The sequence below is a fragment of the Paenibacillus sp. NPDC058177 genome, from assembly GCF_042883835.1.
Classification (GTDB): domain Bacteria; phylum Bacillota; class Bacilli; order Paenibacillales; family Paenibacillaceae; genus Paenibacillus_AQ; species Paenibacillus_AQ agri.
Window position 1 is genome coordinate 762,958 of record NZ_JBHVVB010000001.1, and the last position, 25,716, is coordinate 788,673.

The following is a 25,716-nucleotide window of genomic DNA, read 5'->3' on the forward strand; positions in this document are numbered from 1 at the left end:
TAATGGGGAGGCAAACAACATGAACAACGGAATTCTTCGGCATATGGTTTACTTCAGCTTGAAATATCCGGTGGATGCACCGGAGACAGCAGCATTTCTCAAGGATGGGGAGAGAATCTTAACCTCCATTACAGGGGTAAAAGAATTTGAGGTTCTGCGTCAAGTCAGCCCGAAATGTGATTTCCATTTTGGCTTCAGCATGGAGTTTGACGGACAGGAAGCTTTTGATACTTACATGAATCACCCCATCCATCAGGAATTTGTAAAGCAACGGTGGGAGACGGAAGTAGCGAAGTTTCAAGAAATCGATGTTGTAAAAGGAAACTGACAACGAAATAAAGTGGGAGCATTTCATCGACGATGGAATGCTCTTTTTGTATATGGGGCACGCTAGGGTTATCTGTGCCGGGATGCCCGGCAGCGGTGAAGTCTTGACGCGGAGGACGGCAACGGTGAACGATGGTTCCAAGAAGAACGGAAGAGCAGCAGACAAGAGCCGAGCAGCGGGACTTATATTCAGGAAAAAACAGATCATGACACTGTCCTCCAGGCCTTGCTGGAAGCAGGCCTGGAAATAACAATGAGTGAAGATCTTCGCGATCTGCGCTCAATGTTAGCTGGAGGCGAGCCCTCGCTACTCTTGACTGAGCTGGAGCGGGCTGATGAATGGGAGGGCTGGCAACTCGTTACCGAGCTACGGGATCAAGGGATGGATCTACCCGTACTCGTCATGTCAGGAGCAGGCTCTGGAGAAGATGCGGTAGCAGCTTTCAAGGCAGGGGCAAATGATTATCTGTCCCGACCCATTCATACAGGGGAACTGACCTGTCGTATCTTAAATTTACTAATTCTCAGCGGACGTCGCCGCAAGAATCATCTTTTGAAAATTGACGGGTTGATTCTGGACCCTAGCTGCCGGCATGTGAACCGGGATGGTAACCAGCTGAAGTTAACAGGCAAAGAGTTCGACTTGCTCTATTACCTGGCAGCTCATGCAGGACAAATATGCCCCAGAACCGAAATCTTGCAGCAGGTCTGGGGCTATAACTTTGAGGCGGACACCAATGTCGTAGATGTGTATATCCGGCATATCCGCCTGAAGGTGGACAAGGGCTATCGGAACAAACTCATTCACACGATAAGGGGAACCGGCTATGTAATGAGGGCGTCTCACGGAGACGCCACATGCTGAATCCAATCCTCTATCATAGTCAAAACTCTAATCTTTAGAGCTGTTACAGTACGCGGCGGGCTTTCAGGTAAGTTCTTTTCCAGTTGCCGGAGTTCAGATCCGAGACCGTAACACCTGGCGAGCCGTAGGTATGCAGAATTTTACCATTGCCGGCATACACTGCTACGTGAGTAACATTCTTGCCGTTTGCTCTGCTGCCGCTGGAGAAGAATACGAGGTCTCCGACACGCAGATTGGCTTTCGAGACGGCTTTGCCTACTTTGGATTGGGCTACAGAAGTACGGGGCAGATTAACACCGTATTTACCAAAAATATATTTGGTGAACGACGAGCAGTCAAAGGTACGAGTGCTTGAAGTAGATGCTCCGAATTCATAACGAACGCCCATATATTTTTTACCGAGATTTACAATACTTTGTCCTTTAGACGCTGTAGCTGCTGCGGCGTGTGGAGTGCCGATTTCAGTTGCTGCCAGTGTGGACAGGCCAATAGTAGTGCACATCCCGATGACGATTGCTTTTTTGAACCATTGTTGTTTATTCATGTTGTGATTCCCTCCAAGGTTTGTTTCGTATGTTTCGTTTCTTTCGCTGATTCGTAGTATAGCAGGTAATCTAGTGCCTATATATTGGAAGAGGTGGGGCAAATAGAGACGGGGCAAGGGATGTAAGCGTTTTATTAAAAAACGATTAAAAGTTACAAAAAATTAATATTTACAACGGATGATAGAATGAAAAAAGCCGAAAACCCTTTAACAGCAAGGGTTTTCGGCTTATACAAAATGCATTTAAAAGTAACAACCATGTCTCCAAATCTCGTATGTAATTCAATCCTTGCTCTGAATAATCAGCAGCAGGCCGCTCTCAATAGATACGGTTCCGGACGCCGCCAGCAGTCTGTTGCTCACACCGAGTGATTGACCAAGCTTCAGTGTGGCGTTGCTCAGCGGATATTGAAAGCCTTCCAGCGTAATTCCGGTCACTTCAGGCGTTAGAGGCAGCAGGGAAACATAGGTGAAGCCGCGATCCTCAACGAGGGCTTGTGACCCTGTAAGGGTAAGATAATTATGACTGTCCATGATGGAACAGCTCACCTGACGCTGCATTGCCAGTGTCATCATTTGAATGCTGGCCAGCATATGGTCAATCCGCGATCCTGTCACACCCAGCATGAGGATCGATGAGGGCGATCTGTTCAGAGCCAGGTCCAGGGCCAGCTCGCTGTCGGTCAGGTCTTTGTCTATTGCATCGCAGGTAATGATCTCCCGGCTTCTGTTCCTAATGTCTTGCAGGGCTTCCGGGGATACAGAATCGAAATCTCCGACCGCAAGATCCGGCGTAATCCCATGGTTAATGAGGAATAAGGCACCCCGATCGGCACCGATAATAAAATCCTCTTCATCTAATACATTCAAATGTTCCGGAGACAGCTCCCCACCGGCCCAAATAACGACTCTTCCGGATGGCATCACTAATCCTCCCCTTCCTTACAATTCTAAAGATTCTGATCCAGAACCAAGTATCAAGTATAATGCAGTTTGAAAGGTTGTACAATTGCCCCGGACAACGCTAAAATAAGAATAGCGTGTCCAGCGAGATGCTGGAAGCTGTTGGATTGTATAGAAAAGAGATTTGGAGGTGAGTGAAATCGTAAACGTACTGTTTGTTTGTCTCGGCAATATTTGCCGTTCACCGATGGCTGAAGCTGTGCTGCGCCACAAGATCCATGAACGCGGCTTGTCTAGTTCGATTACTGTGGATTCTGCTGGAACAGGGGACTGGCATATTGGCAACCCTCCGCATGAAGGGACGCGGCGTATTCTGGATCAGCATGGGATCAGTTATGAGGGGATGAAAGCTCGCCGGGTGTCCAGCGATGATTTTGAGAATTATCAATATATCATTTGTATGGACAATTCTAACGGAACCAATGTGCGGAAGCTCCAGGGCGGAGAAGAGGCCGAGCTGTTGTTCTTTATGGACTTGCTCCCGGAGGAAGAACTGCGTGAAGTGCCGGACCCTTACTTTACCGGAAACTTTGAACAGGTCTATGATCTGATGGATGCTGGTTGCGACGTGCTGTTAGACACCATCGTTAGGGAGAAGCTCTAGTTCATGCTTTAAGATTCGGAACAACCGTCCTTGAGAAGGGCGGGGGACCGTTTCTGCCCCTACCGCCCTGAAAGCGCAATCACACAGGGAATCTACATAATGTTCTCATGATGTTCATTTTTGCATGTCTCAAGGCTGTTTCAGGTGTTTAAAAGAAATAGAGTAGCGATTCGGGCAGTTCTTTCTGCCAAAATCCCCAGAGATGAACGCCGTCTTTCTCCCGGTATGATACTGTGGCTCCGCGCTCTTCAAGCAGCGCTTTCGTCTTGCGGTTCATATCAACAAAATCATAAACGCCTGTATCCGTCTTATATTCCGTCTCCTGTAGTCCAACTACCATATTAATAGTAAGCCAAGAGAGATCCTCTTCATCTTCGATCATTTCACGCGTCTCGGGATAAAAGGCGCCGGAAAGGCTGAGGATACGGTTAAATATGGATGGATATGCTAAGGCCAGATGGAGGGACACACTGCCTCCCAGAGAGTCGCCAGCCAGAATACGCTCATCAGGCGTACGCCGTACCGGATAATTGTGTTCAATGAAGGGAATAATTTCTTCGGCGAAGCAAGACAGGTATTGCTCAAACCGGTTGCCGAATGGCGCGTATTCCTGAGTTCTAACTTTCACGTCAACTTCAACGCCTACAATAATGAAAGGTTCGACATCTTCTTCCAGGATCAGCTGGCCTGCCAGCGTAGCGATTCGTCCGAAGTTGAAGAACTCCTCACCATCCTGGCAGTAGACTACGGGATAACTGAGAACTTCATTGTAGCCGGGCGGGAGGTAGATGCGCAGCTTGCGTTCCTCCTGCAGCGATTCGCTCCACAGGTTTTTTTTAACAATTGTACGTTTCAGAAAAACAGAATCATTCATAGCTGTTCTTGTCACCTTTCTTGTCGAATTTTGCATTCACGACGGCAATACGATAATATTACCAAGGGGTAAATGTGGCATACATCATTTACTTGTCAAAATGAATGGCATCTGTTATATAATTAAATTAAACCTGTTATACATACAAAATTTATGGAAACATAAATTTTATGCGTATTTCTTTGACGAAATAGATAAAACAGGTGTATAATAATTCTATAACAGAGGCAACTGATATTCAAATTTTTTTGTTGAGGTGAAGATGATAATGAGTAAAGTTCCTTATGAAGTGTACACAGAGGACGTCGAGGCTCTTTCGGTACTTTCCCCGGATGGAGAAGTTATCAATAAAGATAAACTGCCTGCTCTTACTGATGATCAATTGAAAGAAATTATGTACCGTATGGTATTTACCCGTACTTGGGATGACCGTGCGGTTAACCTGGGCCGTCAAGGTCGCCTCGGTTTCTATGCACCGGTATCCGGTCAAGAAGCTACAATGATCGGTAGTGAGTTCGCGCTGCAGAAGGAAGATTTCATCTGCCCGGGCTACCGTGATATTCCACAGCTTGTATGGCATGGCCTCCCGCTGTACCAAGCATTCCTGTATTCCCGCGGACACCAACATGGTGGACAAATTCCTGACGGTGTAAACGTACTGATGCCGCAAATCATCATCGGTGCACAAATTCTGCATGCTACAGGGATTGCAATGGGCTTCAAATTGAAGAACCAGAAGAATGTAGCGATTACTTATACAGGTGACGGCGGTTCCTCCGAAGGCGACTTCTATGAAGGCCTTAACTTTGCTGGACGCTTTAAACTGCCTGTAATTTTCTTTGTTCAAAACAACGGTTACGCCATCACCACACCATTCTCGAAGCAAACGGCTTCTAAGTCTATCGCTCACAAAGCGGTTGCAGCTGGTATTCCGGGAATCAAGGTTGACGGTATGGATATCTTCGCGGTTATCAGCGCAGTTCAAGAAGCTGCTGAGCGTGCTCGTAACGGAGAAGGCGCTACCCTGATCGAAGCTGTAACTTACCGTTTCCGTCCACACTCCCTTTCTGATGATGCGAGCAAATACCGCTCTAAGGAAGAAGAAGGACAATGGAGCGAGAAGGACCCAATTGCCCGTCTTGCTAAGTATCTGGAGAAAAAAGGCCTTTGGACCGAAGAAGATACAGCTCGTGTGAAAGAAGAAGCGAAAGCTACTGTTAATGAGCAAATCAAAAAAGCAGAACAAACCGAAAAAATGACCGTTTCCGGCTTGATTGACAGCATGTTCGAGGCAACTCCGAAACATCTGGAAGAGCAAAAAGCCGATTTTGAATAAGGGGGATAACAGGCATGGCACAAATGAACTTGAAAGAAGCGATCCGCGACGCTATCCGCGTTGAACTGAATCGTGACCCTAACGTCCTTGTTTTTGGGGAAGATGTTGGTAATGTAGGCGGTGTATTCCGCACAACTGAAGGTCTGCAAAAAGAATTTGGCGAAGATCGCGTATTCGATACGCCGCTGGCTGAGTCCGCTATCGGTGGTCTGGCTGTAGGTCTTGGTATTCAAGGCTTCCGTCCAATCGCAGAAATTCAATTTATCGGCTTTATTTATGAAGCTCTGGATCAAATCGTAATTCAAGCTGCACGTATGCGCTACCGTTCCGGCGGCAAATACAACTCACCAATCGTATTCCGTACGCCATTTGGCGGCGGTGTTAAAGCGGCTGAGCTGCACACTGACTCCCTGGAAGGTTTGATTGCCCAAAGCCCGGGTATTAAAGTAGTAGTTCCTTCCAACCCTTACGATGCTAAAGGTCTGATGATCGCTTCGATCCGCGACAACGACCCGGTATTCTTCATGGAGCACCTTAACTTGTACCATGCTTTCCGCGCTGAAGTGCCTGAAGGTGAGTACACCGTTGAGCTTGGTAAAGCCAATGTAGTTCGCGAAGGTTCTGATGTTACCATTATCGCTTACGGCCTGATGGTTCACACAGCTACTAAAGCGGCTGATCAACTCGAGAAGGAAGGCATTCAGGCTGAAGTTATTGACCTGCGTACCGTTAGCCCGATCGACATTGACACCATCATGGAATCTGTGAAGAAAACAAACCGTGCAATTGTGGTACAAGAAGCTCAAAAGAGCTCCGGCGTAGCCGCTGAAGTTATTGCACAAATCAACGAAAAAGGTATCCTGCACTTGGAAGCTCCAGTGCTTCGTGTAGCTGGACCGGATACAATTTATCCGTTCGCGCAAATCGAAGATACTTGGTTGCCTAACCCTGCCCGCGTAATTGCAGGCGTTAAGAAAGTTCTGGAATTTTAATATAAACACTCATCACGACATTCTATTACCATAAGGAGGTACTTGAACGTGGCTAAATATAATTACCCGTTCCCTGAGCTGGGCGAAGGCTTGCATGAAGGCGAAATCATCAAAGTGCTTATCAAAGTCGGCGATAAAGTAACCGATGAAGATATCATTATGGAAGTACAAAACGACAAGGCGGTTGTTGAAGTTCCTTGTCCGGTTAACGGTACCGTTCTCGAAGTATTGGCTAAAGACGGCGACGTGTTCCACGTAGGCCAAACTGTAGCTGTAATCGATGCTGAAGGCGATATCCCGGATGATGGAAATGCAGAAGCGCACTCCCAAGAAGCTGACGCAGCAAAAGGTAGCGCAGATACAACTTCTTCTCCTGCAGCAAGCAGCCCTGCTGATGCTAAAGAAGGCGGAGCAGCTCCTGCAGCTGTACCAGCTCCAGACCGTGATGTTCTGGCTACACCAAGCGTACGCAAGTTTGCTCGTGAACAAGGCGTTGACATCTCTAAAGTCAATGGCACTGGTAAAGGCGGAAAAATCACTCGTGAGGATGTTGAAGCCTTCCAAAACGGTGGTTCTGTAGCAGCACCGGCAGCAGCAGCTTCTGCTGAAGCGCCTAAGACTGAAGAGAAAGCTGCTCCGGCAGCAGCAGCTTCTGCAGGCAACGTGAGCCTGGAAGAAGAGCGCGTGCCATTCAAAGGTATCCGCAAAGCAATCTCGAACGCTATGGTTAAATCGGCTTACACTGCACCACACGTTACGATCATGGACGAAGTAGACGTAACTGAACTGGTAGCATTCCGTGCCCGCATGAAACCTGTAGCTGAGAAAAAAGGCGTGAAGGTAACTTACCTTCCGTTCATCGTGAAGGCACTCGTTGCAGCTTCCCGTCAATTCCCTGCGCTTAACGCTTCGATTGACGAAGAGAACAACGAAATTGTCTACAAGAAATACTACAACGTTGGTATCGCAACAGATACTGATAACGGCTTGATCGTTCCAGTTATCAAAGATGCTGACCGTAAGAGCATCTGGATGATTGCTAGCGCCATTAGTGACCTTGCACTGCGTGGTCGTGAAGGCAAGCTGACTCCGAACGAAATGAAAGGCAGCTCCATCTCGATCTCTAACATCGGTTCTGCAGGCGGTATGTTCTTTACTCCAATCATCAACTTCCCTGAAGTTGCGATCCTGGGTACAGGCCGTATCACTGAGAAACCAGTTGTTAAGAACGGTGAAATCGTAGCTGCTCCTGTAATGGCATTGTCCCTGAGCTTTGACCACCGTATTATCGATGGCGCAACAGCACAGAATTTCATGAACTACATTAAGACCTTGCTTGCTAATCCTGATATGCTAGTTATGGAGGTGTAATAATATGGTAGTGGGAGACGCTTCACTCGATATTGATACATTAGTCATTGGTGCAGGTCCCGGCGGATATGTAGCAGCCATTCGTGCAGCTCAGCTTGGTCAAAAAGTGCTTATCGTAGACAAATCGGAACTCGGCGGCGTATGTTTGAACCGTGGTTGTATTCCGTCCAAAGCACTGATCGCAGCAGCTCACTCTTATGAATCTGCACAACACGCTGACGTTTACGGTGTAACAGCTGAGAACGTTAAAGTGGATTTTGCTAAAACACAAGAGTTCAAGAACAAAGTCGTTAAGCAAATGACTACTGGCGTATCTGGCCTTCTGAAAGGCAACAAGATCGAAGTATTCAACGGTGAGTGCATGTTCATCAGCGAAACCGAAGCACGGGTATTCAACGATCACGAATCTCCGCGTTACCGTTTCAAGAACTGCATCATTGCTACAGGTTCCCGTCCAATCGAACTGAAACCTTTCCCGTTCGGCGGTCGTATTCTGTCTTCCACTGAAGCGCTTGAGCTTCCGGAAATTCCGAAGAGCCTGATCGTTATCGGCGGCGGCTACATCGGTGCTGAGCTGGGTCAAATGTACTCTAAATTCGGCACAAAAGTAACTATCATCGAAGGTCTGGATACTGTTCTTCCTGGCTTCGACAAAGACATGACTCGTCTGGTAGCCAAGAACATGGCTAAGACTGGCATTGAGATCGTTACTAATGCTAAAGCTGAGAGTGCTGTACAAAACGACAAGGAAGTTACTGTGAAGTATTCTGTGGGCGGCGAGTCCAAAGAAGTTACTGCAGATTACTTGCTTGTTACCGTTGGCCGTCGTCCAAACACGGATGGTGAGCTTGGTCTGGACCTTATCGGCGTTGAGCTTGACGAGCGCGGTCTGATCAAAGTTGACCACCAAGGACGCACTAACATTCCACACATCTTCGCTATCGGGGACATTGTTCCTGGTCTGGCTCTGGCTCACAAAGCTTCTTACGAAGGTAAAGTTGCTGCAGAAGCGATCGCAGGACACACTTCCGTGGTTGACTACAAAGTCATTCCGGCTGTTGTCTTCACTGATCCTGAGTGCTCCAGCGTTGGCTTGACTGAGAAAGAAGCTAAGGATAAAGGCTACAAAGTGAAGAGCGGCAAGTTCCCGTTCGCGGGTAATGGACGTGCAGTCTCCCTGAACGGTGCAGAAGGCTTCATCAAGATTGTAGCTAACAGCGAGAACAACCTTGTACTCGGCGCGCAAATCGTCGGTATCGAAGCTTCTAACCTGATTGCTGAGCTGGGTCTGGCAATTGAGATGGGCGCTACGCTTGAAGATATTGCATTGACTATCCATGCTCACCCAACCCTTGGTGAAATCGTCATGGAAGCGGCTGAACTGGTTGAAGGTCATCCGATTCACATCTTGAAATAGTATAACAATTGGCCTGTATGTCAGGCTGCTGAAGAGAGCGAGGACGCATATTGCGTCTTTGCTCTCTTTTTTGTTTTCCAAAATTTAGCTGGGGTGATAAACTGGATAAACGCATGATCAATAGGAGGGATGAACGTGGGGATGGACTGGTATGATGAGATTGCCAGAAGGAATGGCGGGTACAGGAATAACGCTGTTTTTTATACAGAAGGGATATCAGCTGAGCCTATATTTGAGCGTAGATTGATTGAGATGCTGCCGGGCTTTGATTCAGTGCTTGATGCGGGTTGTGGCCATGGGGATTTTACTTTACGGATGGCGGAATACACTAATTCCCTCATAGGCTTCGATAACTCCGTGGAAATGATTAATATCGCCCAAAGACTTCTCACCGAGGAGCAGACACCCAATCTCCAGTTTTTCTGGTCTTCGACCAAAGATAAGCTGCCATTTGCCGATCACCAGTTTGACCTCATCTACGACCGCAGAGGACCTACCTCTATCTTGAACCATAGCCGGATTTTACGTCCAGGGGGTACGGTGTTCGGAATTCATTCGGGCGCACTAGACAAGGTCAGAAAGCGGCTAGAGGCAAATGGATTTATACATATAGAGATCGAAGAGTTCCATGATGCGGTTTCCTATTTTCCAGATGAAAAAGAATTTGCAAAATTTATTTCCGGTATTCCTGGTAACCCGGATTATACAGACCCCAAGTATAGTGAGGAACTGGAGAACAAAATTAAAGCACATGTAATCGATGGTCGATTAGGCATCAGGGAGTACAGGTATATTTGGAAGGCCAGGAAAGCCGAATAAAGCTGATTAAAGTTGAATAATGATTGGGAAGTGATCCTCATGAGAGCAGACCAGCTACAAGCAGGCGATGAAATACGTATTATTATGCTTTGAGCAAGTAAAAGGCATAGCCATTGGCAGATTTCAAAAGAGTTCAGGTATGACAAGAGAGCTGCTGACCAAAATAATCAAAAGTAAACAGGAGCTGGGGCACCTCCCCGTTATAGCAGATGTAGACTTCGGACATACTTCTCCCATGATTACTTTTCCGGTAGGCGGTCGGGCAAGCTTACATGCTGGTGTACTAAAGATTGAACTACAGATCACTGAATAAGGTGATTCAAATTTATCTATATGCGATTCATTTAATCTATCCTAGGTCGCTCCTGAAGCCTCGTAAGAACCCTCCTTACGAACGTTAAATGGCACCATGGGCCCTAAACGTGTGTTGGGCAAAAAGAAGCTCACAGCCACTCCTGAACGGGTCAGTAATCAACATGATCGATATGCGAGACCTCTTATGAAGAGTATAGGAAGCTGCAAGGGCGATCTGCACCTGTTGTTACAAGGGGAGCGAATCGTCTTTTTATCGTCAGAGCTTTTCTCAAAATCCTGCAGGAAAGGTAGCGAAACGGTTCTGTTTTTCTCGTTTTCTACAGTTTGGCAAGTTACAAGCAGGATCAGGTCGTGGTAAACTAATAGAACGGACGAAATGAAGAGCTGCTCCTTTAGGAGCGGCTTTACGTTTCTCGAAAGGCATATTCAAGGTTAAACAAAAGCAAATGAGAGAACCTTATATGTAATGTCATCAAAGAAGAGGGGCGTTAAACTTTGCGCAATTATTTGGAATTACTTCAGGATGTTTTGGACAACGGGGTGGAAAAAAGTGACCGGACAGGGACTGGTACCCGGTCTGTTTTTGGACGGCAGCTGCGGTTTGATCTTAGTAAAGGCTTTCCGCTTGTTACGACTAAGCGCATCCATTTGAAATCGGTAGTACATGAGCTGCTATGGTTCTTGAAAGGCGAAACTAATATCTCTTATCTCAAAGAGAACGGTGTCTCCATCTGGGACGAATGGGCGGATGAGAACGGCAATTTAGGGCCCGTCTATGGTTCGCAGTGGCGAGCATGGGAGACTGCAGATGGACGGCTTATCGACCAGATTACAAATGTCATCGAGGCGATTAAGAATAACCCTGACTCGCGCAGACACATCGTTAGTGCCTGGAACGTAGGCGAGATTGAGAACATGAAGCTACCGCCGTGTCACTTTGTATTCCAGTTCTATGTAGCAGGTGGAAAGCTGTCCTGTATGCTCACCATGCGTTCGGTGGACACGTTCCTTGGTCTGCCATTCAATATTGCCAGCTACGCGCTGCTGACCCACATGGTCGCCCAGCAGACCGGCCTGGAGGTCGGTGAGTTCATTTGGTCGGGTGCGGATGTGCATATTTATACAAATCACTTGGAACAGGTTGCAACTCAGCTGCAAAGAGATCCTTATCCGTTGCCAACGCTGAAAATCCGCAGAAAACCAGACAGTATTTTCGATTATGTTTTTGAAGACTTTGAGTTTGAGGGCTATCAGCATCATCCGGGAATCAAGGCACCGGTAGCGATCTAACATCGAAGTGAAAGGAGAGATGGAAATGAGCATCAGCATGATCTGGGCCATGGACATTAAAGGTGTGATCGGCAAGGATAACAGTATGCCCTGGCATTTGCCGCGGGATTTTGCTTTTTTCAAGAGCGAAACGATGGGGAAAACAATGCTGATGGGCCGCAAAACATGGGATTCGTTAGGCGGTAAGCCGCTGAAAGGTAGAACGAGTATTGTGCTGACCAGAGATCACAGCTTTACTGCTGAAGGGGCTGAAGTGGTGCATACACTTGAGGAGGCACTGCAAGCTGCGAAGCGTACGGATGAGTTGATGATCATCGGCGGAGCCGAGATTTACCGAATCGTGCTGCCTTATGCAGACAAGCTGATCGTGACCCGCATAGAGCATGATTTTGCCGGGGATACCTTCTTTCCAGATGTAAATTGGGATGAATGGAAGGAAGTTTCCAGTACGCCGGGGATCAAAGATGAGAAGAATCCGTATGATTACCGTTTTGTAGTTTATGAACGTACGGAGCTGGTGTAAAAGCGTTTTCTCTAACACAACATGTGAAATAGTACAAATAATCAGCAGATTAATCCATTACAGTGCAAAAGTCTGGAATGCTAATATTATTAAAATTAGAAATTGCTAAACGATAGAATGCACAGGACTAAAGTTGCACTGTTCACGACATCATTAAGCCACAGGTATGCTACAATAAACTATAGATATCAACACGAAGAGAACGGATGGGGGAAACGTAAACATGTCTACACCTACAGGTTTTATGGAGTATAAACGCCAGCTCCCAGGTGATCGTGATCCTGAGCAGCGGGTAAAAGATTGGGAGGAGTTCCACCACCATTTATCCGAGGACGAGCTTCGGACACAGGGTGCACGCTGCATGGATTGCGGAACCCCTTATTGTCATACCGGTATTGATATGGCTGGCGGAACCTCAGGTTGTCCTGTACACAACCTGATTCCGGAATGGAATAATCTGGTGTATCGCGGGTTGTGGCGGGAAGCGCTGGAGCGCCTGCACAAGACGAATAATTTTCCTGAATTCACCGGCAGTATCTGTCCAGCTCCTTGTGAAGGCTCATGTACGGTCGGCCTGATTGGCCAGCCGGTTACGATCAAGACTATTGAGCTAGCTATTATCGACAAGGGCTTTGAAGAGGGCTGGGTGGTACCGACACCTCCGGAGAAACGTACGGGCAAGACCGTTGCAATCGTTGGTTCTGGTCCGGCAGGTCTGGCAGCAGCAGCACAGTTGAACAAAGCGGGACATACCGTTACGGTATACGAGCGCAGCGATCGTGTCGGCGGACTTCTGACTTACGGTATTCCAACTATGAAGCTGGATAAACGTGTAGTGCAGCGTCGTGTGGATCTCCTTGCTGCTGAAGGTGTGAACTTTGTAGTGAACACTGAGATTGGTAAGGATATCCCGGCACAACAGCTGGTGGACGAGTTCGACGCAGTCGTACTTTGCGGCGGAGCAACCAAAGCGCGTCAGTTCAACGTCGAAGGCAGTGATCTGAAGGGCGTTATGTATGCAATGGATTACCTGAACGGAACGATCAAGAGCTATCTGAGCTCAAATCTGGAAGATGGCAACTTCGTATCGGCTGCCGGCAAGGATGTTGTTGTTCTGGGCGGTGGAGATACTGGTTCCGACTGTGTTGCTACATCGCTTCGCCACGGCTGTAACAGCATCACCCAGTTTGGTACGCATGAGAAGGCTCCACTGGAGCGTGACCAGATTGCTAACCCTTGGCCACAGTTCCCGAATGTGTATACCCTTGATTATGCACAACAGGAAGCCAAAGCAGTATTCGGCGATGATCCGCGTGAGTTCTCGATCATGACGACTAAGTTTGTTGGGGATGAAGAGGGGAATTTGAAGGAGCTGCACACTGTGCAAATCCGCCGGATGGTTGATGAGACCGGACGCAAAATCTACCAGCCAGTGCCTGGCACAGAAGCGGTTTATCCTGCTCAGCTGGCGCTGATCGCAATTGGTTTTGACGGACCTGAACAAGATCTGGTTCAAGCGTTGAACCTGGAAACAGACCGCCGCACGAACGTGAAGGCACGTTATGGCAAGTTCAACACCAACGTGGAAAAAGTATTTGCTGCGGGTGATATGCGTCGTGGACAAAGCCTCGTGGTATGGGCAATTAACGAAGGTCGCGCAGCGGCCCGTGAAGTTGACAAATTCCTGATGGGCTCCACTGTACTTGTCTAAGAGTACTATGATAAAAGCATAAATATTCTTAATCGAAGAGACCGTCTTTTCAGTTATCAGAACTGGGGGACGGTCTCTTTTGTATTGCATAGCAGCTCTAGATATTGTTTACCGCCGTTTTAAAATCAAAATCCTTTCCTTGACGAATTCCACTTGATCATATAGATTAATTACAATCTATGTAAGTCGAACTTTGTTCAGTTTGTAATCATATGAAAAATGCATGGACCAAGGATCTGCAGTCCCATTATCGTTGGAACAGAGAGGGAACCCACCGGGTGAAAGGTTCCTCATAACGAGCGGAGTGCATCCTGCCTTGGTAGCAGCAGCGTGAGAGAACGTACAAACGCTGCCGGACTCGGCCGTTATCCGATGGAGGACTGCCACGATTGTCTGCGGCAGTTGAAACAGGGTGGTATCACGACGCATTCGTCCCTGACGAATGCGTCTTTTTGTTTTTCTGGCGAAGGTTCTGGTAGCCGTCAGAGAGTGAACAACTTTTAAAAAAGGTATCTGGGAGGATGATGAACATGCGTCAAAGCAATCTGTTACTTACTACTCTGCGAGAGGCTCCGGCAGAAGCGGAAACAGCAAGCCATGGACTGCTGCTGCGGGCCGGTTATATCCGGCAGCTGGCCGCCGGGATTTACAGTTATCTGCCGCTTGGGCGGCGCGTCCTGCACAAGTTGGAGAACATTGTGAGAGAAGAGATGGACAAGGCGGGAGCCCAGGAAGTACTGCTGCCCGCGATGCAGCCTGCCGAACTGTGGCAGGAATCGGGGCGGTTCGGGGTATATGGCAAGGAGTTGATCACTCTGCAGGATCGCCATGACCGGGAATTTGTGCTCGGTCCAACGCATGAGGAAGTTATCACTACATTGGTACGGAACGAGATCAGCTCTTACCGGAAGCTGCCGGTTACGCTGTATCAGATTCAGACCAAGTTCCGTGATGAACGTCGTCCCCGCTCGGGACTGCTGCGGGGAAGAGAGTTCCTGATGAAGGATGCTTACTCCTTCGACAACGGATGGGAGAGTCTGGACCAATCTTATCAGACAATGTTTAATGCGTATCATCGGATTTTTGAACGCTGCGGACTGATCTTCCATGCGGTGGAGGCGGATTCGGGAGCGATTGGCGGCGAAGGCGGCAGTCATGAATTCATGGCACTCGCAGATATCGGGGAAGATACCGTTGCTGCCTGTACGGCATGTAATTATGCAGCGAATCTGGAGCAAGCCGAATCTGCAAAGACAAGTGAGCAAGTGGTGAAAGTTGTGGCAGATCTGCCAGCTATGGAGAAATTCCATACGCCAGACCTACGCTCCATTGAGCAGCTTACGGCAGTGGGGTTGCAGCCTCAGGAGATCATCAAGACCCTGATCTATTCCGGCGCAGGTAAAGTATTTGCCGTTCTGGTCAGGGGTGATCATGAAGTCAATGAAATTAAGGTGAAAAAAGCAGTGGGAGCCGAGGAGATTACGCTCGTGAGCTACGAGAGTATTGAAGCAACAGCGGGGACAGAGAGTGGCTTTATTGGTCCTGTCGGGCTGCTGATTCCGCTGCTCGTCGATGCAGAGGTAGCAGCTGTGGCGCATGGGGTAGCCGGCGCTGGCGAAGTGGATTACCATCTTCGTTATGTAGTGCCTGGTCGGGATTTCAGCCTGGATCAAGTAGGTGATTTCCGAAATGTGGAGGAAGGAGACAGCTGCCCGCGTTGCGGCACAGGACAGCTAAAATTCCATCTGGGGATTGAAATCGGGCATGTCTTCAAGCTGGGGACCAAATACAGTGAAAAACTGGGTGCACGCTATCTTGATCCTTCCGGCAAAAACAAGGACATGATCATGGGCTGTTACGGCATCGGTATATCCCGGCTGCTGGCCGCCGTAGTGGAGCAGAACCATGATGACCATGGGATAAGCTGGCCAGCGGCGTTGGCTCCATTCCAGGTTCACATTTTGCTAATGTCGGTGAAGGATGAAGTTCAGCGCACAGCTGCGGAGAATCTCTACACGGTGCTGAGTAAGCAAGGACTAGAAGTGCTGCTCGATGACCGGGATGAGCGTCCAGGCGTGAAATTCAAGGATGCCGAGCTGATCGGTCTCCCATTCACCGTCGTGATCGGTAAGGGAGCCGCTGAAGGTCAGGTAGAGCTTATTGAACGCAAAGTACTGACGAAGGAAAGCATGGGTCTTGAGGAAGCCATACTCCGGATTAGACAGGGCTGATTTTGCGTTATGAGACTAAAGCGTAAAATGATAATTTCCTGTACAGTCAGCGAGGAGAACCGCATAACTAATAGTATTAAGCGGTGAATTGTGCTTTTGACGAGTTTGAATGCGAAGAATAGTTAAAATTAAGTTTCTATTGACAGGTAATATTTGTAAAATGTATACTAAGTCCAATTAGAATATGATTAAACGCAATGATTGGGAGTATTAAGGAATAACTATTGCCCAGAGAGCTGTCGATTGGTGCAAGACAGTCAATGGTTCCCCCAACTCACCCATGAGTGGTAAGGTCGAACATTAGTAGATCTTAACGGCTAACCTCCGTAATCGGGTTCTAAGATTCGTTGTCGTTTTACTTATAACAACGATCAAGAAGAGTGGTACCGCGAAGGTTAAACCTGTCGCCTCTTTGTAGGCGATAGGTTTTTTCTGTTTTTTCTGCATAAAAACTGTAAAGAGAGGTGTTTGGTCAATGGATAATGTTATTGATTATTACTCCCGGTTTGATGAATGGGGGAGGCTGGACAGGGAGCCGCTTGAGTTTACTATTAATCTGCATTATATAAAACAGTATTTAGCTTCGTCCGGAACTGTACTAGATAATGGCGCAGGTCCAGGTAAATACTCAATTGAGTTAGCGAAGCTTGGATATAACGTAACGCTATCTGACCTAACACCTAAGTTAGTTGAAATAGCGCAACAGAAGGTATCTGAATTAGGATTGACAGAACGGTTTAATGGGTTTCATGTATTAAATGCAACACATTTAGAGGGGATACCAGACGAGATGTATGACGCTTCTTTGATGCTTGGTCCTCTATACCATTTACAAAAGGAAGAGGAACGAATATCAGCAATTAGGGAGTTGCATCGTGTAACAAAGCGGAACGGCATCGTTTTTGTCGCTTTCCAAAGCCGGATGAGAATGACAATTACATCTTTACAAAATCCACTATTTTGGAAGCCCAATGATAACTTGGATACAATAAATGAGTTCTACGAGACCGGGGTGTTCAATCATAATGATAAAGGTCGATTTACAGGAGCGTTTTATTTTAACATCGATGAAGTAAAACCTTTTATGGAGAAGAATGGATTCGATACAATAGATTTAATTGGTTCTTCCAGCATCGGTGCAATGCTTTCAAATGAACAAAAGCAGTATTGGGCAGACCAAGGTGAGTATGATAGAATGGTTAATTTTCTCATTTCCATGGCTAAAGATCCTACGGTATTGGGAATATCATCTCATTTGCTATATATAGGGAGAAGAAAGTGATCCTGCAGGTTTAATCTTAAGTGGATTAGGTAGAATGGTTTATGAGTTAATGCTTTTAGACAAAATTCCGGTGTACGAGTTATTTGAGGTTATTGAAGCTTTTAAATAGGTAATCGTAATCGGATAGCTAAAAAATTGATGACAGACAGGAGTTAAATACGATGATAAAAGGTTTCGGAGGTATATTTTGGCGAACGAAAAATCTTGAAGTTATAAAAAAATGGTACAGTGAAGTGTTGAAGATTGAAATAGATCATTGGAACGGAACTGTGATCAAACCCCAATTAGGAAATGAGACTATCTTTTCTTTCTTTACCGAGGATGACAGTTATTTTCCAATAGAACAACAAGTGATGTTAAATTTCCAAGTAGATAATCTAAACGAGACTATTCAGCATCTTGAACATATTGGCGTCCCTCTTGCAAAGAAAGAAGAGATTAGTGAATTTGGGAAGTTTGTTTGGATTGAAGATCCTGAAGGTCGACTGATCGAGCTATGGGAGAAATAACGGACAGAAATTCCTGGTCATCCCAGATATCTGAAAATTCCGGTTGTTCCTTAAACATCTCAATATAGCGGCCTCTCATGTTCAGGTTGTTGACAACTTCATTTTCAGCCATGGCCAAATGATGCAGTGTTTGCGTACGATCTTTTTTCGATGACCAGATGCATATTGCCAAAAAGTAATGCGTGATCCCACCGGAGCCGTGTTTTATGTTAGATTCGAATAAAAGCTGTGCTTGCTGATACCGACCAGCCCATAAAAGACAGGCTCCGAAATCATTAGCGATAAACTTCTTCTTCTCTATATCAAGCGAGTCCGTTTCAAGTAGAGCCATAATAGACTGTACCTGTTGATCGTAGCTTTCCCAATCTTGTTTTTTTCGAAAAACCTCCAGCTTTATTGTGGTGGCGCCCAGCCAAAAAATAACCCGCTCTGGCCATTGTGCAGACTCATCCACGACTTTCATTAGACGTTCTGACTCTTTCATTGCTTCATCCATTTTATTGTGGAATACTAAATGTTCGCCGGCTGTCCTAATATAGGACGCTCGGTTCTTACGGCTATCTTCAGTTGACTCTATCGAATTGATGATATTGTAATAGAGATCAAACCATTCGGTCATTCTGTTCACGCACGCCCAGCAATGTGCTTGTGTACCATCGAACATAACGGCTGGCCATGCTTTTGGTTCACAGTTCGCCTTTGTCCAATGCAGAAACATGAGTTGTTCGGCTACTGTCTCCTTGCATTTTTTTAATAGTGCTAATGTATCAACTAGTTCCCAGTGAGCCCAAAACCGTTCGTCCCGCTCCAGAGGTTCACGCAGGTAAAGTCTCAATTGATGTTCCCGTTCCTGTAACCCTGCATCGCCTAGGAAGCTCAAGATCCGATGCATTAGTCGGGCTGCTTCCTTGGTGTATCCGTTCAACGCGATGTCAGTCAATACTTGATCCCTAGCCGTTAACAATAGCGTCTCGTCCGTATTGAGTGGGTTAATTTCCTTGAAGTGACAATACTCATCAAACAATGAACGTGCAGCATTAATCGTCATACATTCTCCCCCTGTGTGAATAGTACGTTTATGTAACAAATTTATTACAGGCGCTATTTCACCGTCAAAAGTGATTAGAGCCTATTTTAGTTATCTGTTCCTGACTACGCCGCGTCTCAACCAGAGCAATCTTGCTGATAGCTAGTTTATAGAATACAATAATATGGATTAATAGGAAATATTGTTGGTATTCAAAATATTGGAGAAATATTAGACCAGTCAACACTGGGGGATTATATGAAAAAAAGATATTTTGTTATTTTACTATTGATTTTCGGCATATTACTTTTAATTGGCTATAATAGGTACTTTTATAGTTTCAAAAGCCTTGATAATGCAACATTATTTTTAGGTCCCATAGAATCACCAGATGGTCAATATAATGCTAACGCGTATTATTTAGAGTATGGCGGTGCAGCAGGTGGGGTAATGTATATTGTCGAGGTTGAACAAACGCAGACTGGTAATAAGAAAAAGGTATATTCAAGTAATCATAAAGATGATTTTTCGCTATCTTGGAAACCCTCCGACATCCTTTCTATAAAGAATGAAAGTCCTAAATATAATGACTATAGAAATATTGATTTGAATGTAAATACAGATATTTATGAAGAATCAGGAGCTGCTTGCCGAAGTCTATTGCTTAAAGGGAAATTCGAAAACTGCTACCAAGCGGAGGACATTAAGGTGGGTTTTATGTTTAAGCTGCTTGGTTTTTGAACTGACGTGCAGAGTAGTTTAATACATATTCAAGTTAGATGAAGTACTAATACGGTAAAATCACGTCTATAGGGGGCTTGGAATGTATCGGAAAAAGGCATTTATTATTCTTGCTACGGGATTTTTAATTTCATTGGTAGTGCTCGTCTATGTAACTCCTGTTGCAGGAAACCTTGTAGCAAATACAAGGCTTGAAGGATACGCTAGGAGCGTTGGGGTTAAAATTATAAAAAAATCCCCACCGCTACCGAGTGTTACTTCGGGGCAAACTCAAATTCCAGTTATCCAGAGTAGTTATTGCTGGGGCCGTTTAGGATGTGCAGATTATGTAGGGGGAAGTACAATGTTAAAGGAGGTTACTCCCACTGCTATAACTCCCGAAGGAGACATTAAAGTTTCTTTTGCTTATAAACCAGCACCTAATGAGTTGTATATTCAGCAATTTATCGATGATAAAACAATACAAATCCCTTTGAATAAGGGGGCTTTTAACGCCCCCAAAGAACAAGGTACTTATTACTATGGGATTTCGGCGGTCTGGAAAACAGATGATGGTAAATTTTCGAAAGGTGATACATCAGCAGTTTTTGTTATTGAAGTTAAATGATTGAATTTACTGGATATGAGAACTAAAAAAGCATTAGGAGGAGGCAGTCGATCTAAATGATCGGTTGCCTTTGCTGTGCTTATACGCAGGAAAATTGAACAAGGATGCCACGGCAGCTGACCATAAATCAGCTGCTGTTTTTTATTAGGCTAAGAACAGGTCTTTTAGTGCTTTATCTGAGCAAACTCATCAAGATGGAAGAATTTACATCTGAATCTTGTATATCATTCCCACATGTGTTATATATGTAATATAACACATGTGGAGGTGATGCGATATAGAACTACTTCGACATGTCAATATCGCGCATACATAATGATCGCCTACGCCATTACTGGTGCGCTGCTAATACCCTATTTCCTAGAAGTGCTACCGAAGGCCGAGAAACCGTCGATGTCTCTGTTCATGTGGCCGCTCGCAAGGCTGGACCGTATCAGAAGGCTGTGACTCCCTCATTTTTTTACATAACGGCAAACGTACTTGCAGTCGATATGCATTTGTACGGCAATATCGGCTCCACTCGCTTCTTGAAGACACACAGCAACTGCCATAAGGAGGGATATTTTTGTTCATAGAACTCGATCTGCAATCAGAAACACCAATTTACGCACAACTGGTTGACCAAATTGTAGAGGGGATCGCCTCTGGTACCTTGCAGCCGGGAGATCCGCTTCCGTCGATCCGGAGCTTGGCGGAGGACTTAGGAATCAATCTCCACACCGTCAATAAAGCCTACAATTTGCTCAAGCAAGAGGGCTTACTTCAAGTACACCGAAAGAAGGGCGTTATCATTCAGCCCGACGGGATGCCTGGCGTGACGGAGGATTTCGAAGAGAAGCTTAGGAGACAGCTACGGTCTCTTGCCGCCGCCGCCGCGGTGCGAGGTATGTCGGAAGAGGCATTTGCACAGGAGAGCATGTCGGTGTACCGGGATATGATTACCAATCGTGGAGGGGAAAAACGTTGAAACAAGAAGCCATGATCATAATGTTCAGCAGTTATTTGATGCTTACGCTGTTGCTCAGCTTACAGGCCTTTATCGGCTTGCGGACTCTGCTGTTCGGCATTGTGTTGCCGGTTGAGGCCTTGCAGGACGCGGCCGTCCGAGTCATTCGCCGGAATTACGCTTTGCTTACCAGCGGTTTTGCGGTTGTCATCGGAGGCGCTTGCTTTTTATGGGTGCGTCATCAACCGGTACGGGGTCTCCTGATTTGGACGACAGCCCTCTTGCTTTTAATGATTGCGTCATTCTTCGCTACGTGGATCAGCCGGAGGTCCGCGGAGCGCTTGAAGGCAGCAAGAGGCTGGCAGGTTGTCGTGCAGAGTAAGCGCGCAGCGAGCCTCGGGATTGGCCGGACGCAGGACGCGGTGCTGAATTCTTGGTGGTATTCAGCAAATGTCGCCGTGATGGCGCTATGCATCTACTTTGCTATTGCGAGGTGGGATACGATTCCGGGGTGGTTGCATCTCGGAAAGTATGACTTTTACAAATCCGTATGGACCGTGTTCGCGTTGAACATCGTGCAAGCGCTGAATATCACCGTTTTCGTCGGTATTAATCTGATGATCAAGCGTGCCAGAACAGCGCTGGATCCCCAGGACCGTAAAGGTTCGTTGCAAAAACAGTTGAAGCACAAGAAAATTCATTCGATTCTGACTTGGGCCGCTTCGCTCCTAATGGTTGTATTCTTAGGGGTGGCGCAAGCCATAGCGTTGTACGGTTGGAGGGGGAATTTGCTTTTCCTCTCCGGTATGTTGCTTTGTACAGTGCTCTTCTTGGCACTGATCGGCGTCATGATTTACCTGCGAATCAAAGGTATAGATCAGCTAAGGGACGTTCCGTCGATGGAGGAAAGGCACTGGAAGTGGCTCGGCAGCATTTATGTGAACCCTGAAGATCCGGCGTCGATCGTTCCGAACATTCACGGTTTCGGCTGGACAATCAATATGGCCAATTCGCTTGGTAAGATCATAGTCGCCGCGATCATAACCGTTCCGGTGATCGAAATTATCTTATTTCTTCCTATTTTGAATAAATAATTTAATATCCGGAGGGGGAATTCGATTGTTTAAAAGTCGATGGATAATTATAGCTGTGCTATCCTTGTGTCTGCTTCTGCCGTTAACCGCTTGCGACGACAACACACCAGTATCTGAGATGCAGAACATAGCAGAGGCACTGAATACGTCTGAGGTGATCGAACCAGTCGCAGTTCCGACAACCCTGCCGGTGGCGGCAATAGACTCACCTTCGAACGAAGCTTGGCTTACATACGAAATTACCCGGAAAGTTGCAAAAGAGAAGGCAGATCTTCTGGCGAAAACTTACGATACTAACAGCGTGCAGTACGCCATTATCGATCATGGTAACATCGTCGTATCCGGTCAATCCGGCAAGAATGATGAGCAGGGACAGAGGCCGCTCACGAAAGACACGATGTATGGGATCGGCTCGACGAGTAAAATGTTTACCACGGTTGCTGTTATGCAACTGGTCGATCAAGGGGAAATCGATCTCGATACGCCGGTCGTCCAGTATATCCCCGAGTTTACGATGAAGGATGAACGCTACAAGCAGATTACACCGCGCATGCTGCTGAATCATTCTTCCGGTCTGAACGGATCGACAATTACGTACGCCTCTTTACTTGAAGATAACGATACTTACGCCCACGACACACTGCTGAAGCAACTGGCCAGACAGACCTTGAAGGCGGACCCGGGTGCTTACTCGGTTTACTGCAATGACGGATTTACGCTGGCCGAGATTCTGGTCGAACGTGTCAGCGGTATGGACTTTACCTCTTATATCCACCGATATATTACGAAACCTCTAGGTATGGCCAATACGGAGACGCCGCTCGATTCTCCGGATACAACGAAGATGGCGGGACTCTATTATCCTACCTACATAGGACAACTTCCCAACCAGTCGGTTAACGTGATCGGAACGGGGGGCATCTATTCCACGGCTGAAGATTTGGCTGTATTCTCGCAAATTTTCACGGGGAGAGCGGAAGAAGTCTTGTCCGGCAAATCGGCTGCGGCTATGGTGCAAGACGAGTACAAGACGTCATTGTGGCCTGACGATGCGGACAACTCATTAGAATACGGTCTCGGCTGGGACAGCGTCAATCTGTATCCCTTCAGCGAGTACGGGATAAAGGCACTCACCAAAGGAGGGGACACGCCTCTTATTCACTCGTCGCTCGTTGTGCTTCCCGAACAGGACATGGCTGCAGCCGTCGTCTCTTCTGGCGGGAGCAGCACGTACGACCAGCTTCTGGCGAACGGAATCCTGCTTCAGGCGCTAAAGGAGAAAGGGATACTTGCTGAATTCAATCCTGAGAAGTCCTACGGCGTGCCGGTAAAGGCTGATATGCCGGAGTCCATGCTGAAGTATGCGGGAATCTATGGTGCATATACTGGAACGTTTAAGATCGATATTAACAAAGGCGGCGTTATGTCTGTCACTTCGGAGCAGTTACCTGGTAACCCGCCCCAGATCTACGAGTATTCGGCGGACGGCACGTTCCGGAGTGTAGATGGGAACGAGATGTTCAGCTTCGTGACGGAGGAGAACGGCCGCACCTACCAATGGCTTCGTCGATACATTTCGTTACCGGGTCTTGGGCAGACGGCAATGTCAGAGTATAGCGCCGAGAAGCTCCAGCCTCAAGAACTTCCGGCAAAGACAAAAAAAGCATGGATGCAGCGCGACGGCAAGAAGTATTATTTGCTGAATGAGAAGTATTCGTCGATCTTTTATTTGGTGTTGCCGCCAACCCAATTGAACGTGTCGAAACAATTGCCGGGGTATGTGCTAGATAAGCGAATTACAGGCCCGGATACGGCCGTCTCCGAATTGCAAATTCCGGGAATGAACGGGCGGGATCTCTCAGGGTTAACGTTCTTTACGCAGGAAGGCGTTGAGTACCTGGATCAAGGCGGAATAATCTTTGTGAACGAGGACGCCGTGAAGCCTTTTAACTTCGATAAGAAGTCTATCGTTACGATTCCGCCCGACGGATACGCCAGATGGTATACGATAAGCGACACAGACGGGGGCAAGACCGCCCAGGTGAACATGTCCTCGAACGCCTCCTTCGCTGTTTATGATGTGAAGGGAACATGCATCTACTTCAGTGTCATCGGAAGCAAGGATCCGGTTGTATTGCCCGCGGGAGGATCGATTATTTTCGCCGGAGATGCCGGCACGAAGTTCGAGATTTCCGCTCAGTAACTTCGTAATAGGCATTTAATAACTGGCAAAGATATAGGATACCAGAAGGGAAAACCTTCCTAATTGTCGAATTATAATTGTCGAATGGAGGTGGCGAGATGAGTGAGAAAAGAGAAAAAGTGATAATTATAACTGTATCGTCACAGGATGTTTTTCTTACGACCGTAGAACAGGAGGTAGAAAATAAAATTAATTCATGGTTGAGCAACAACAAGAGGAAAAACGTTAAAAACATTCAACTATCTTCTTCTGGAGATAAGGCAAATGCGCTAATATGGTACGAGGAGTAAGAATAGCACCTTCGGGTGCTTTTTTCATGTCTATAAATGATCTTCTGTGAGCCCATTCAAGGCATTGTTTCGTTAAGCTTCCGTTTGTCCGATGGAAGGGGGCGATTTTAAACCATCTCCTTTTTTTTTGTCTGATTCGGGTTAAAATATGAAGAATAGAATATTCATGAATCCCGGTTACCTCCGTGGTGAAGACCATCAACGATGCTAAGAAGTCAACATTTTTTGGAGGTGTTTAAATGTGTAGAGTCAAAAAGGTGATATATTTTTCTGTATTTCTTATAGTCTTTTGTATTGGGTATTCATTGCATTATTTTAATCAATATCATATTGATGACTCAAATGTTTCTATTCAATCTAATTTGAATAGTTGGCTAAATAGAGGGGACAAAGAACAAATTAGTGCTAACCTTATAAAGGTCGTGCGACTAAATCATTCAAATTCATACATCGCATTATTTCAGTTGGAAAATGATGATATAGGATACTCGCAATTGATTAAAGGATTGAATGGGAACTTCAAGATTGAGCTAGCAGGATATGGATCTAATGTAGTCTCGTATGAAAATATACGGACAAATGAAGGTATGTATGGTATTTTAGTCGGAAAAAATCCCAGTTTGAAAATTAATCATATAACTACTAAATTAATACATGGAGAATTTAGTTTTACAACAGATATTTCTAAAGACGAAATGTTTGTAAAGTATAAGAAGCTACCAAGTGATTTGAAAAAAACTTTCCCTGCTGAATTAACTTTTTACGATGCAAACAATACAGTAATCTACTAAAAATCTGTATCCAAACATTGAACTAACGCGGAAAGATAGTTCAA

Annotated in this window: 27 protein-coding genes and 1 other annotated feature; of the genes, 23 read left to right on the forward strand and 4 right to left on the reverse strand. The window is 46.3% G+C overall.

Features of this window, described 5'->3' with window-relative positions:
* Positions 1-19: 19 nt before the first annotated feature.
* Together ACFVU8_RS03610 and ACFVU8_RS03615 are read left to right on the forward strand one after the other, a co-directional pair.
* Complete coding sequence (locus tag ACFVU8_RS03610; RefSeq protein WP_379464209.1) at positions 20-328, forward strand: Dabb family protein; 309 nt, start codon at positions 20-22, stop codon at positions 326-328.
* 225 nt (positions 329-553) lie between these two features.
* Entirely contained in the window at positions 554-1,192 is a 639-nt protein-coding gene (locus tag ACFVU8_RS03615; protein WP_387425873.1) for a winged helix-turn-helix domain-containing protein, read from the forward strand.
* 43 nt (positions 1,193-1,235) lie between these two features.
* On the opposite strand, the gene ACFVU8_RS03620 is transcribed toward ACFVU8_RS03615, so the two are convergent.
* Positions 1,236-1,736 carry a C40 family peptidase gene (locus ACFVU8_RS03620; protein ID WP_175373254.1) on the reverse strand — a complete coding sequence of 167 codons (501 nt, stop codon included), beginning with the start codon at positions 1,734-1,736 and terminating at the stop codon, positions 1,236-1,238.
* Positions 1,737-2,018: 282 nt separating this feature from the next.
* On the reverse strand, positions 2,019-2,660 hold the full coding sequence (locus ACFVU8_RS03625) for a thiamine diphosphokinase (protein WP_379464206.1): 642 nt from the start codon (positions 2,658-2,660) through the stop codon (positions 2,019-2,021).
* Between the two features lie 178 nt (positions 2,661-2,838).
* On the opposite strand from ACFVU8_RS03625, the gene ACFVU8_RS03630 reads away from it, so the two are divergent.
* Positions 2,839-3,303, forward strand: coding sequence for a low molecular weight protein-tyrosine-phosphatase (locus ACFVU8_RS03630; RefSeq protein WP_379464729.1), 465 nt, complete (start codon positions 2,839-2,841; stop codon positions 3,301-3,303).
* Positions 3,304-3,451: 148 nt separating this feature from the next.
* On the opposite strand, the gene ACFVU8_RS03635 is transcribed toward ACFVU8_RS03630, so the two are convergent.
* Positions 3,452-4,177: an alpha/beta hydrolase gene (locus ACFVU8_RS03635; RefSeq protein ID WP_387425874.1), complete on the reverse strand. Its 726-nt coding sequence runs from the start codon at positions 4,175-4,177 to the stop codon at positions 3,452-3,454.
* Between the two features lie 268 nt (positions 4,178-4,445).
* Here ACFVU8_RS03635 and pdhA point away from each other — a divergent pair, with 268 nt between their 5' ends.
* The 13 genes from pdhA to ACFVU8_RS03700 all read left to right on the forward strand — a co-directional run bounded on the left by pdhA (position 4,446) and on the right by ACFVU8_RS03700 (position 17,973).
* Positions 4,446-5,513 carry a pyruvate dehydrogenase (acetyl-transferring) E1 component subunit alpha gene (gene pdhA / locus ACFVU8_RS03640; protein ID WP_175373251.1) on the forward strand — a complete coding sequence of 356 codons (1,068 nt, stop codon included), beginning with the start codon at positions 4,446-4,448 and terminating at the stop codon, positions 5,511-5,513.
* 14 nt (positions 5,514-5,527) lie between these two features.
* On the forward strand, positions 5,528-6,505 hold the full coding sequence (locus tag ACFVU8_RS03645; protein ID WP_379464202.1) for an alpha-ketoacid dehydrogenase subunit beta: 978 nt from the start codon (positions 5,528-5,530) through the stop codon (positions 6,503-6,505).
* 48 nt (positions 6,506-6,553) lie between these two features.
* On the forward strand, positions 6,554-7,876 hold the full coding sequence (locus ACFVU8_RS03650) for a dihydrolipoamide acetyltransferase family protein (RefSeq protein WP_379464200.1): 1,323 nt from the start codon (positions 6,554-6,556) through the stop codon (positions 7,874-7,876).
* Between the two features lie 4 nt (positions 7,877-7,880).
* Positions 7,881-9,293, forward strand: coding sequence for a dihydrolipoyl dehydrogenase (gene lpdA / locus ACFVU8_RS03655; RefSeq protein ID WP_379464198.1), 1,413 nt, complete (start codon positions 7,881-7,883; stop codon positions 9,291-9,293).
* A 141-nt stretch (positions 9,294-9,434) separates the two neighbouring features.
* Positions 9,435-10,112, forward strand: coding sequence for a class I SAM-dependent methyltransferase (locus ACFVU8_RS03660; protein ID WP_387427186.1), 678 nt, complete (start codon positions 9,435-9,437; stop codon positions 10,110-10,112).
* Positions 10,113-10,179: 67 nt separating this feature from the next.
* Positions 10,180-10,425: a hypothetical protein gene (locus tag ACFVU8_RS03665; protein WP_387425875.1), complete on the forward strand. Its 246-nt coding sequence runs from the start codon at positions 10,180-10,182 to the stop codon at positions 10,423-10,425.
* 497 nt (positions 10,426-10,922) lie between these two features.
* The gene (gene thyA / locus ACFVU8_RS03670) at positions 10,923-11,717 is read left to right on the forward strand and encodes a thymidylate synthase (protein ID WP_387425876.1); all 795 of its coding nucleotides are present in this window, start codon (positions 10,923-10,925) and stop codon (positions 11,715-11,717) included.
* Between the two features lie 25 nt (positions 11,718-11,742).
* On the forward strand, positions 11,743-12,240 hold the full coding sequence (locus ACFVU8_RS03675; RefSeq protein WP_387425877.1) for a dihydrofolate reductase: 498 nt from the start codon (positions 11,743-11,745) through the stop codon (positions 12,238-12,240).
* A 223-nt stretch (positions 12,241-12,463) separates the two neighbouring features.
* Complete coding sequence (locus ACFVU8_RS03680) at positions 12,464-13,951, forward strand: glutamate synthase subunit beta (protein WP_175373243.1); 1,488 nt, start codon at positions 12,464-12,466, stop codon at positions 13,949-13,951.
* Between the two features lie 330 nt (positions 13,952-14,281).
* Entirely contained in the window at positions 14,282-14,455 is a 174-nt protein-coding gene (locus tag ACFVU8_RS03685; RefSeq protein WP_387425878.1) for a hypothetical protein, read from the forward strand.
* 26 nt (positions 14,456-14,481) lie between these two features.
* The gene (locus tag ACFVU8_RS03690) at positions 14,482-16,182 is read left to right on the forward strand and encodes a proline--tRNA ligase (RefSeq protein WP_387425879.1); all 1,701 of its coding nucleotides are present in this window, start codon (positions 14,482-14,484) and stop codon (positions 16,180-16,182) included.
* Positions 16,183-16,370: 188 nt separating this feature from the next.
* Positions 16,371-16,597, forward strand: a binding site (T-box leader).
* Positions 16,598-16,657: 60 nt separating this feature from the next.
* Positions 16,658-17,464, forward strand: a complete 807-nt coding sequence (locus ACFVU8_RS03695) for a class I SAM-dependent methyltransferase (protein WP_387425880.1) — start codon at positions 16,658-16,660, stop codon at positions 17,462-17,464.
* Between the two features lie 161 nt (positions 17,465-17,625).
* On the forward strand, positions 17,626-17,973 hold the full coding sequence (locus ACFVU8_RS03700) for a VOC family protein (RefSeq protein WP_066361611.1): 348 nt from the start codon (positions 17,626-17,628) through the stop codon (positions 17,971-17,973).
* Here ACFVU8_RS03700 and ACFVU8_RS03705 read toward each other — a convergent pair.
* Positions 17,903-19,021, reverse strand: coding sequence for a hypothetical protein (locus ACFVU8_RS03705; RefSeq protein WP_387425881.1), 1,119 nt, complete (start codon positions 19,019-19,021; stop codon positions 17,903-17,905). The two genes, ACFVU8_RS03700 and ACFVU8_RS03705, sit on opposite strands and share 71 nt — an antisense overlap.
* Before the next feature lie 237 nt (positions 19,022-19,258).
* Here ACFVU8_RS03705 and ACFVU8_RS03710 point away from each other — a divergent pair, with 237 nt between their 5' ends.
* From ACFVU8_RS03710 to ACFVU8_RS03740, 7 genes are all read left to right on the forward strand, one after another.
* Positions 19,259-19,741: a DUF5412 family protein gene (locus ACFVU8_RS03710; RefSeq protein ID WP_066361608.1), complete on the forward strand. Its 483-nt coding sequence runs from the start codon at positions 19,259-19,261 to the stop codon at positions 19,739-19,741.
* A gap of 82 nt (positions 19,742-19,823) precedes the next feature.
* Positions 19,824-20,348, forward strand: coding sequence for a hypothetical protein (locus tag ACFVU8_RS03715; RefSeq protein WP_066361606.1), 525 nt, complete (start codon positions 19,824-19,826; stop codon positions 20,346-20,348).
* 565 nt (positions 20,349-20,913) lie between these two features.
* The gene (locus tag ACFVU8_RS03720) at positions 20,914-21,315 is read left to right on the forward strand and encodes a GntR family transcriptional regulator (RefSeq protein ID WP_387425882.1); all 402 of its coding nucleotides are present in this window, start codon (positions 20,914-20,916) and stop codon (positions 21,313-21,315) included.
* Complete coding sequence (locus ACFVU8_RS03725) at positions 21,312-22,388, forward strand: DUF5808 domain-containing protein (protein ID WP_387425883.1); 1,077 nt, start codon at positions 21,312-21,314, stop codon at positions 22,386-22,388. Before ACFVU8_RS03720 ends, ACFVU8_RS03725 begins: the two co-directional genes overlap by 4 nt.
* Before the next feature lie 25 nt (positions 22,389-22,413).
* Positions 22,414-24,591, forward strand: a complete 2,178-nt coding sequence (locus ACFVU8_RS03730; RefSeq protein WP_387425884.1) for a serine hydrolase domain-containing protein — start codon at positions 22,414-22,416, stop codon at positions 24,589-24,591.
* Positions 24,592-24,689: 98 nt separating this feature from the next.
* On the forward strand, positions 24,690-24,881 hold the full coding sequence (locus ACFVU8_RS03735; protein WP_379464177.1) for a hypothetical protein: 192 nt from the start codon (positions 24,690-24,692) through the stop codon (positions 24,879-24,881).
* 239 nt (positions 24,882-25,120) lie between these two features.
* Positions 25,121-25,672 carry a hypothetical protein gene (locus ACFVU8_RS03740; protein WP_387425885.1) on the forward strand — a complete coding sequence of 184 codons (552 nt, stop codon included), beginning with the start codon at positions 25,121-25,123 and terminating at the stop codon, positions 25,670-25,672.
* Positions 25,673-25,716 lie beyond the last annotated feature (44 nt).

Coding starts and splice junctions, on each gene's coding strand:
- ACFVU8_RS03610 (WP_379464209.1), top strand. CDS start 20: ATGAACAACGGAATTCTTCGGCATATGGTTTACTTCAGCTTGAAATAT.
- ACFVU8_RS03620 (WP_175373254.1), bottom strand. CDS start 1,736: ATGAATAAACAACAATGGTTCAAAAAAGCAATCGTCATCGGGATGTGC.
- ACFVU8_RS03625 (WP_379464206.1), bottom strand. CDS start 2,660: ATGCCATCCGGAAGAGTCGTTATTTGGGCCGGTGGGGAGCTGTCTCCG.
- ACFVU8_RS03635 (WP_387425874.1), bottom strand. CDS start 4,177: ATGAATGATTCTGTTTTTCTGAAACGTACAATTGTTAAAAAAAACCTG.
- pdhA (WP_175373251.1), top strand. CDS start 4,446: ATGAGTAAAGTTCCTTATGAAGTGTACACAGAGGACGTCGAGGCTCTT.
- ACFVU8_RS03645 (WP_379464202.1), top strand. CDS start 5,528: ATGGCACAAATGAACTTGAAAGAAGCGATCCGCGACGCTATCCGCGTT.
- lpdA (WP_379464198.1), top strand. CDS start 7,881: ATGGTAGTGGGAGACGCTTCACTCGATATTGATACATTAGTCATTGGT.
- ACFVU8_RS03660 (WP_387427186.1), top strand. CDS start 9,435: ATGGACTGGTATGATGAGATTGCCAGAAGGAATGGCGGGTACAGGAAT.
- ACFVU8_RS03665 (WP_387425875.1), top strand. CDS start 10,180: ATGAAATACGTATTATTATGCTTTGAGCAAGTAAAAGGCATAGCCATT.
- ACFVU8_RS03675 (WP_387425877.1), top strand. CDS start 11,743: ATGAGCATCAGCATGATCTGGGCCATGGACATTAAAGGTGTGATCGGC.
- ACFVU8_RS03680 (WP_175373243.1), top strand. CDS start 12,464: ATGTCTACACCTACAGGTTTTATGGAGTATAAACGCCAGCTCCCAGGT.
- ACFVU8_RS03690 (WP_387425879.1), top strand. CDS start 14,482: ATGCGTCAAAGCAATCTGTTACTTACTACTCTGCGAGAGGCTCCGGCA.
- ACFVU8_RS03695 (WP_387425880.1), top strand. CDS start 16,658: ATGGATAATGTTATTGATTATTACTCCCGGTTTGATGAATGGGGGAGG.
- ACFVU8_RS03700 (WP_066361611.1), top strand. CDS start 17,626: ATGATAAAAGGTTTCGGAGGTATATTTTGGCGAACGAAAAATCTTGAA.
- ACFVU8_RS03705 (WP_387425881.1), bottom strand. CDS start 19,021: ATGACGATTAATGCTGCACGTTCATTGTTTGATGAGTATTGTCACTTC.
- ACFVU8_RS03710 (WP_066361608.1), top strand. CDS start 19,259: ATGAAAAAAAGATATTTTGTTATTTTACTATTGATTTTCGGCATATTA.
- ACFVU8_RS03715 (WP_066361606.1), top strand. CDS start 19,824: ATGTATCGGAAAAAGGCATTTATTATTCTTGCTACGGGATTTTTAATT.
- ACFVU8_RS03735 (WP_379464177.1), top strand. CDS start 24,690: ATGAGTGAGAAAAGAGAAAAAGTGATAATTATAACTGTATCGTCACAG.
- ACFVU8_RS03740 (WP_387425885.1), top strand. CDS start 25,121: ATGTGTAGAGTCAAAAAGGTGATATATTTTTCTGTATTTCTTATAGTC.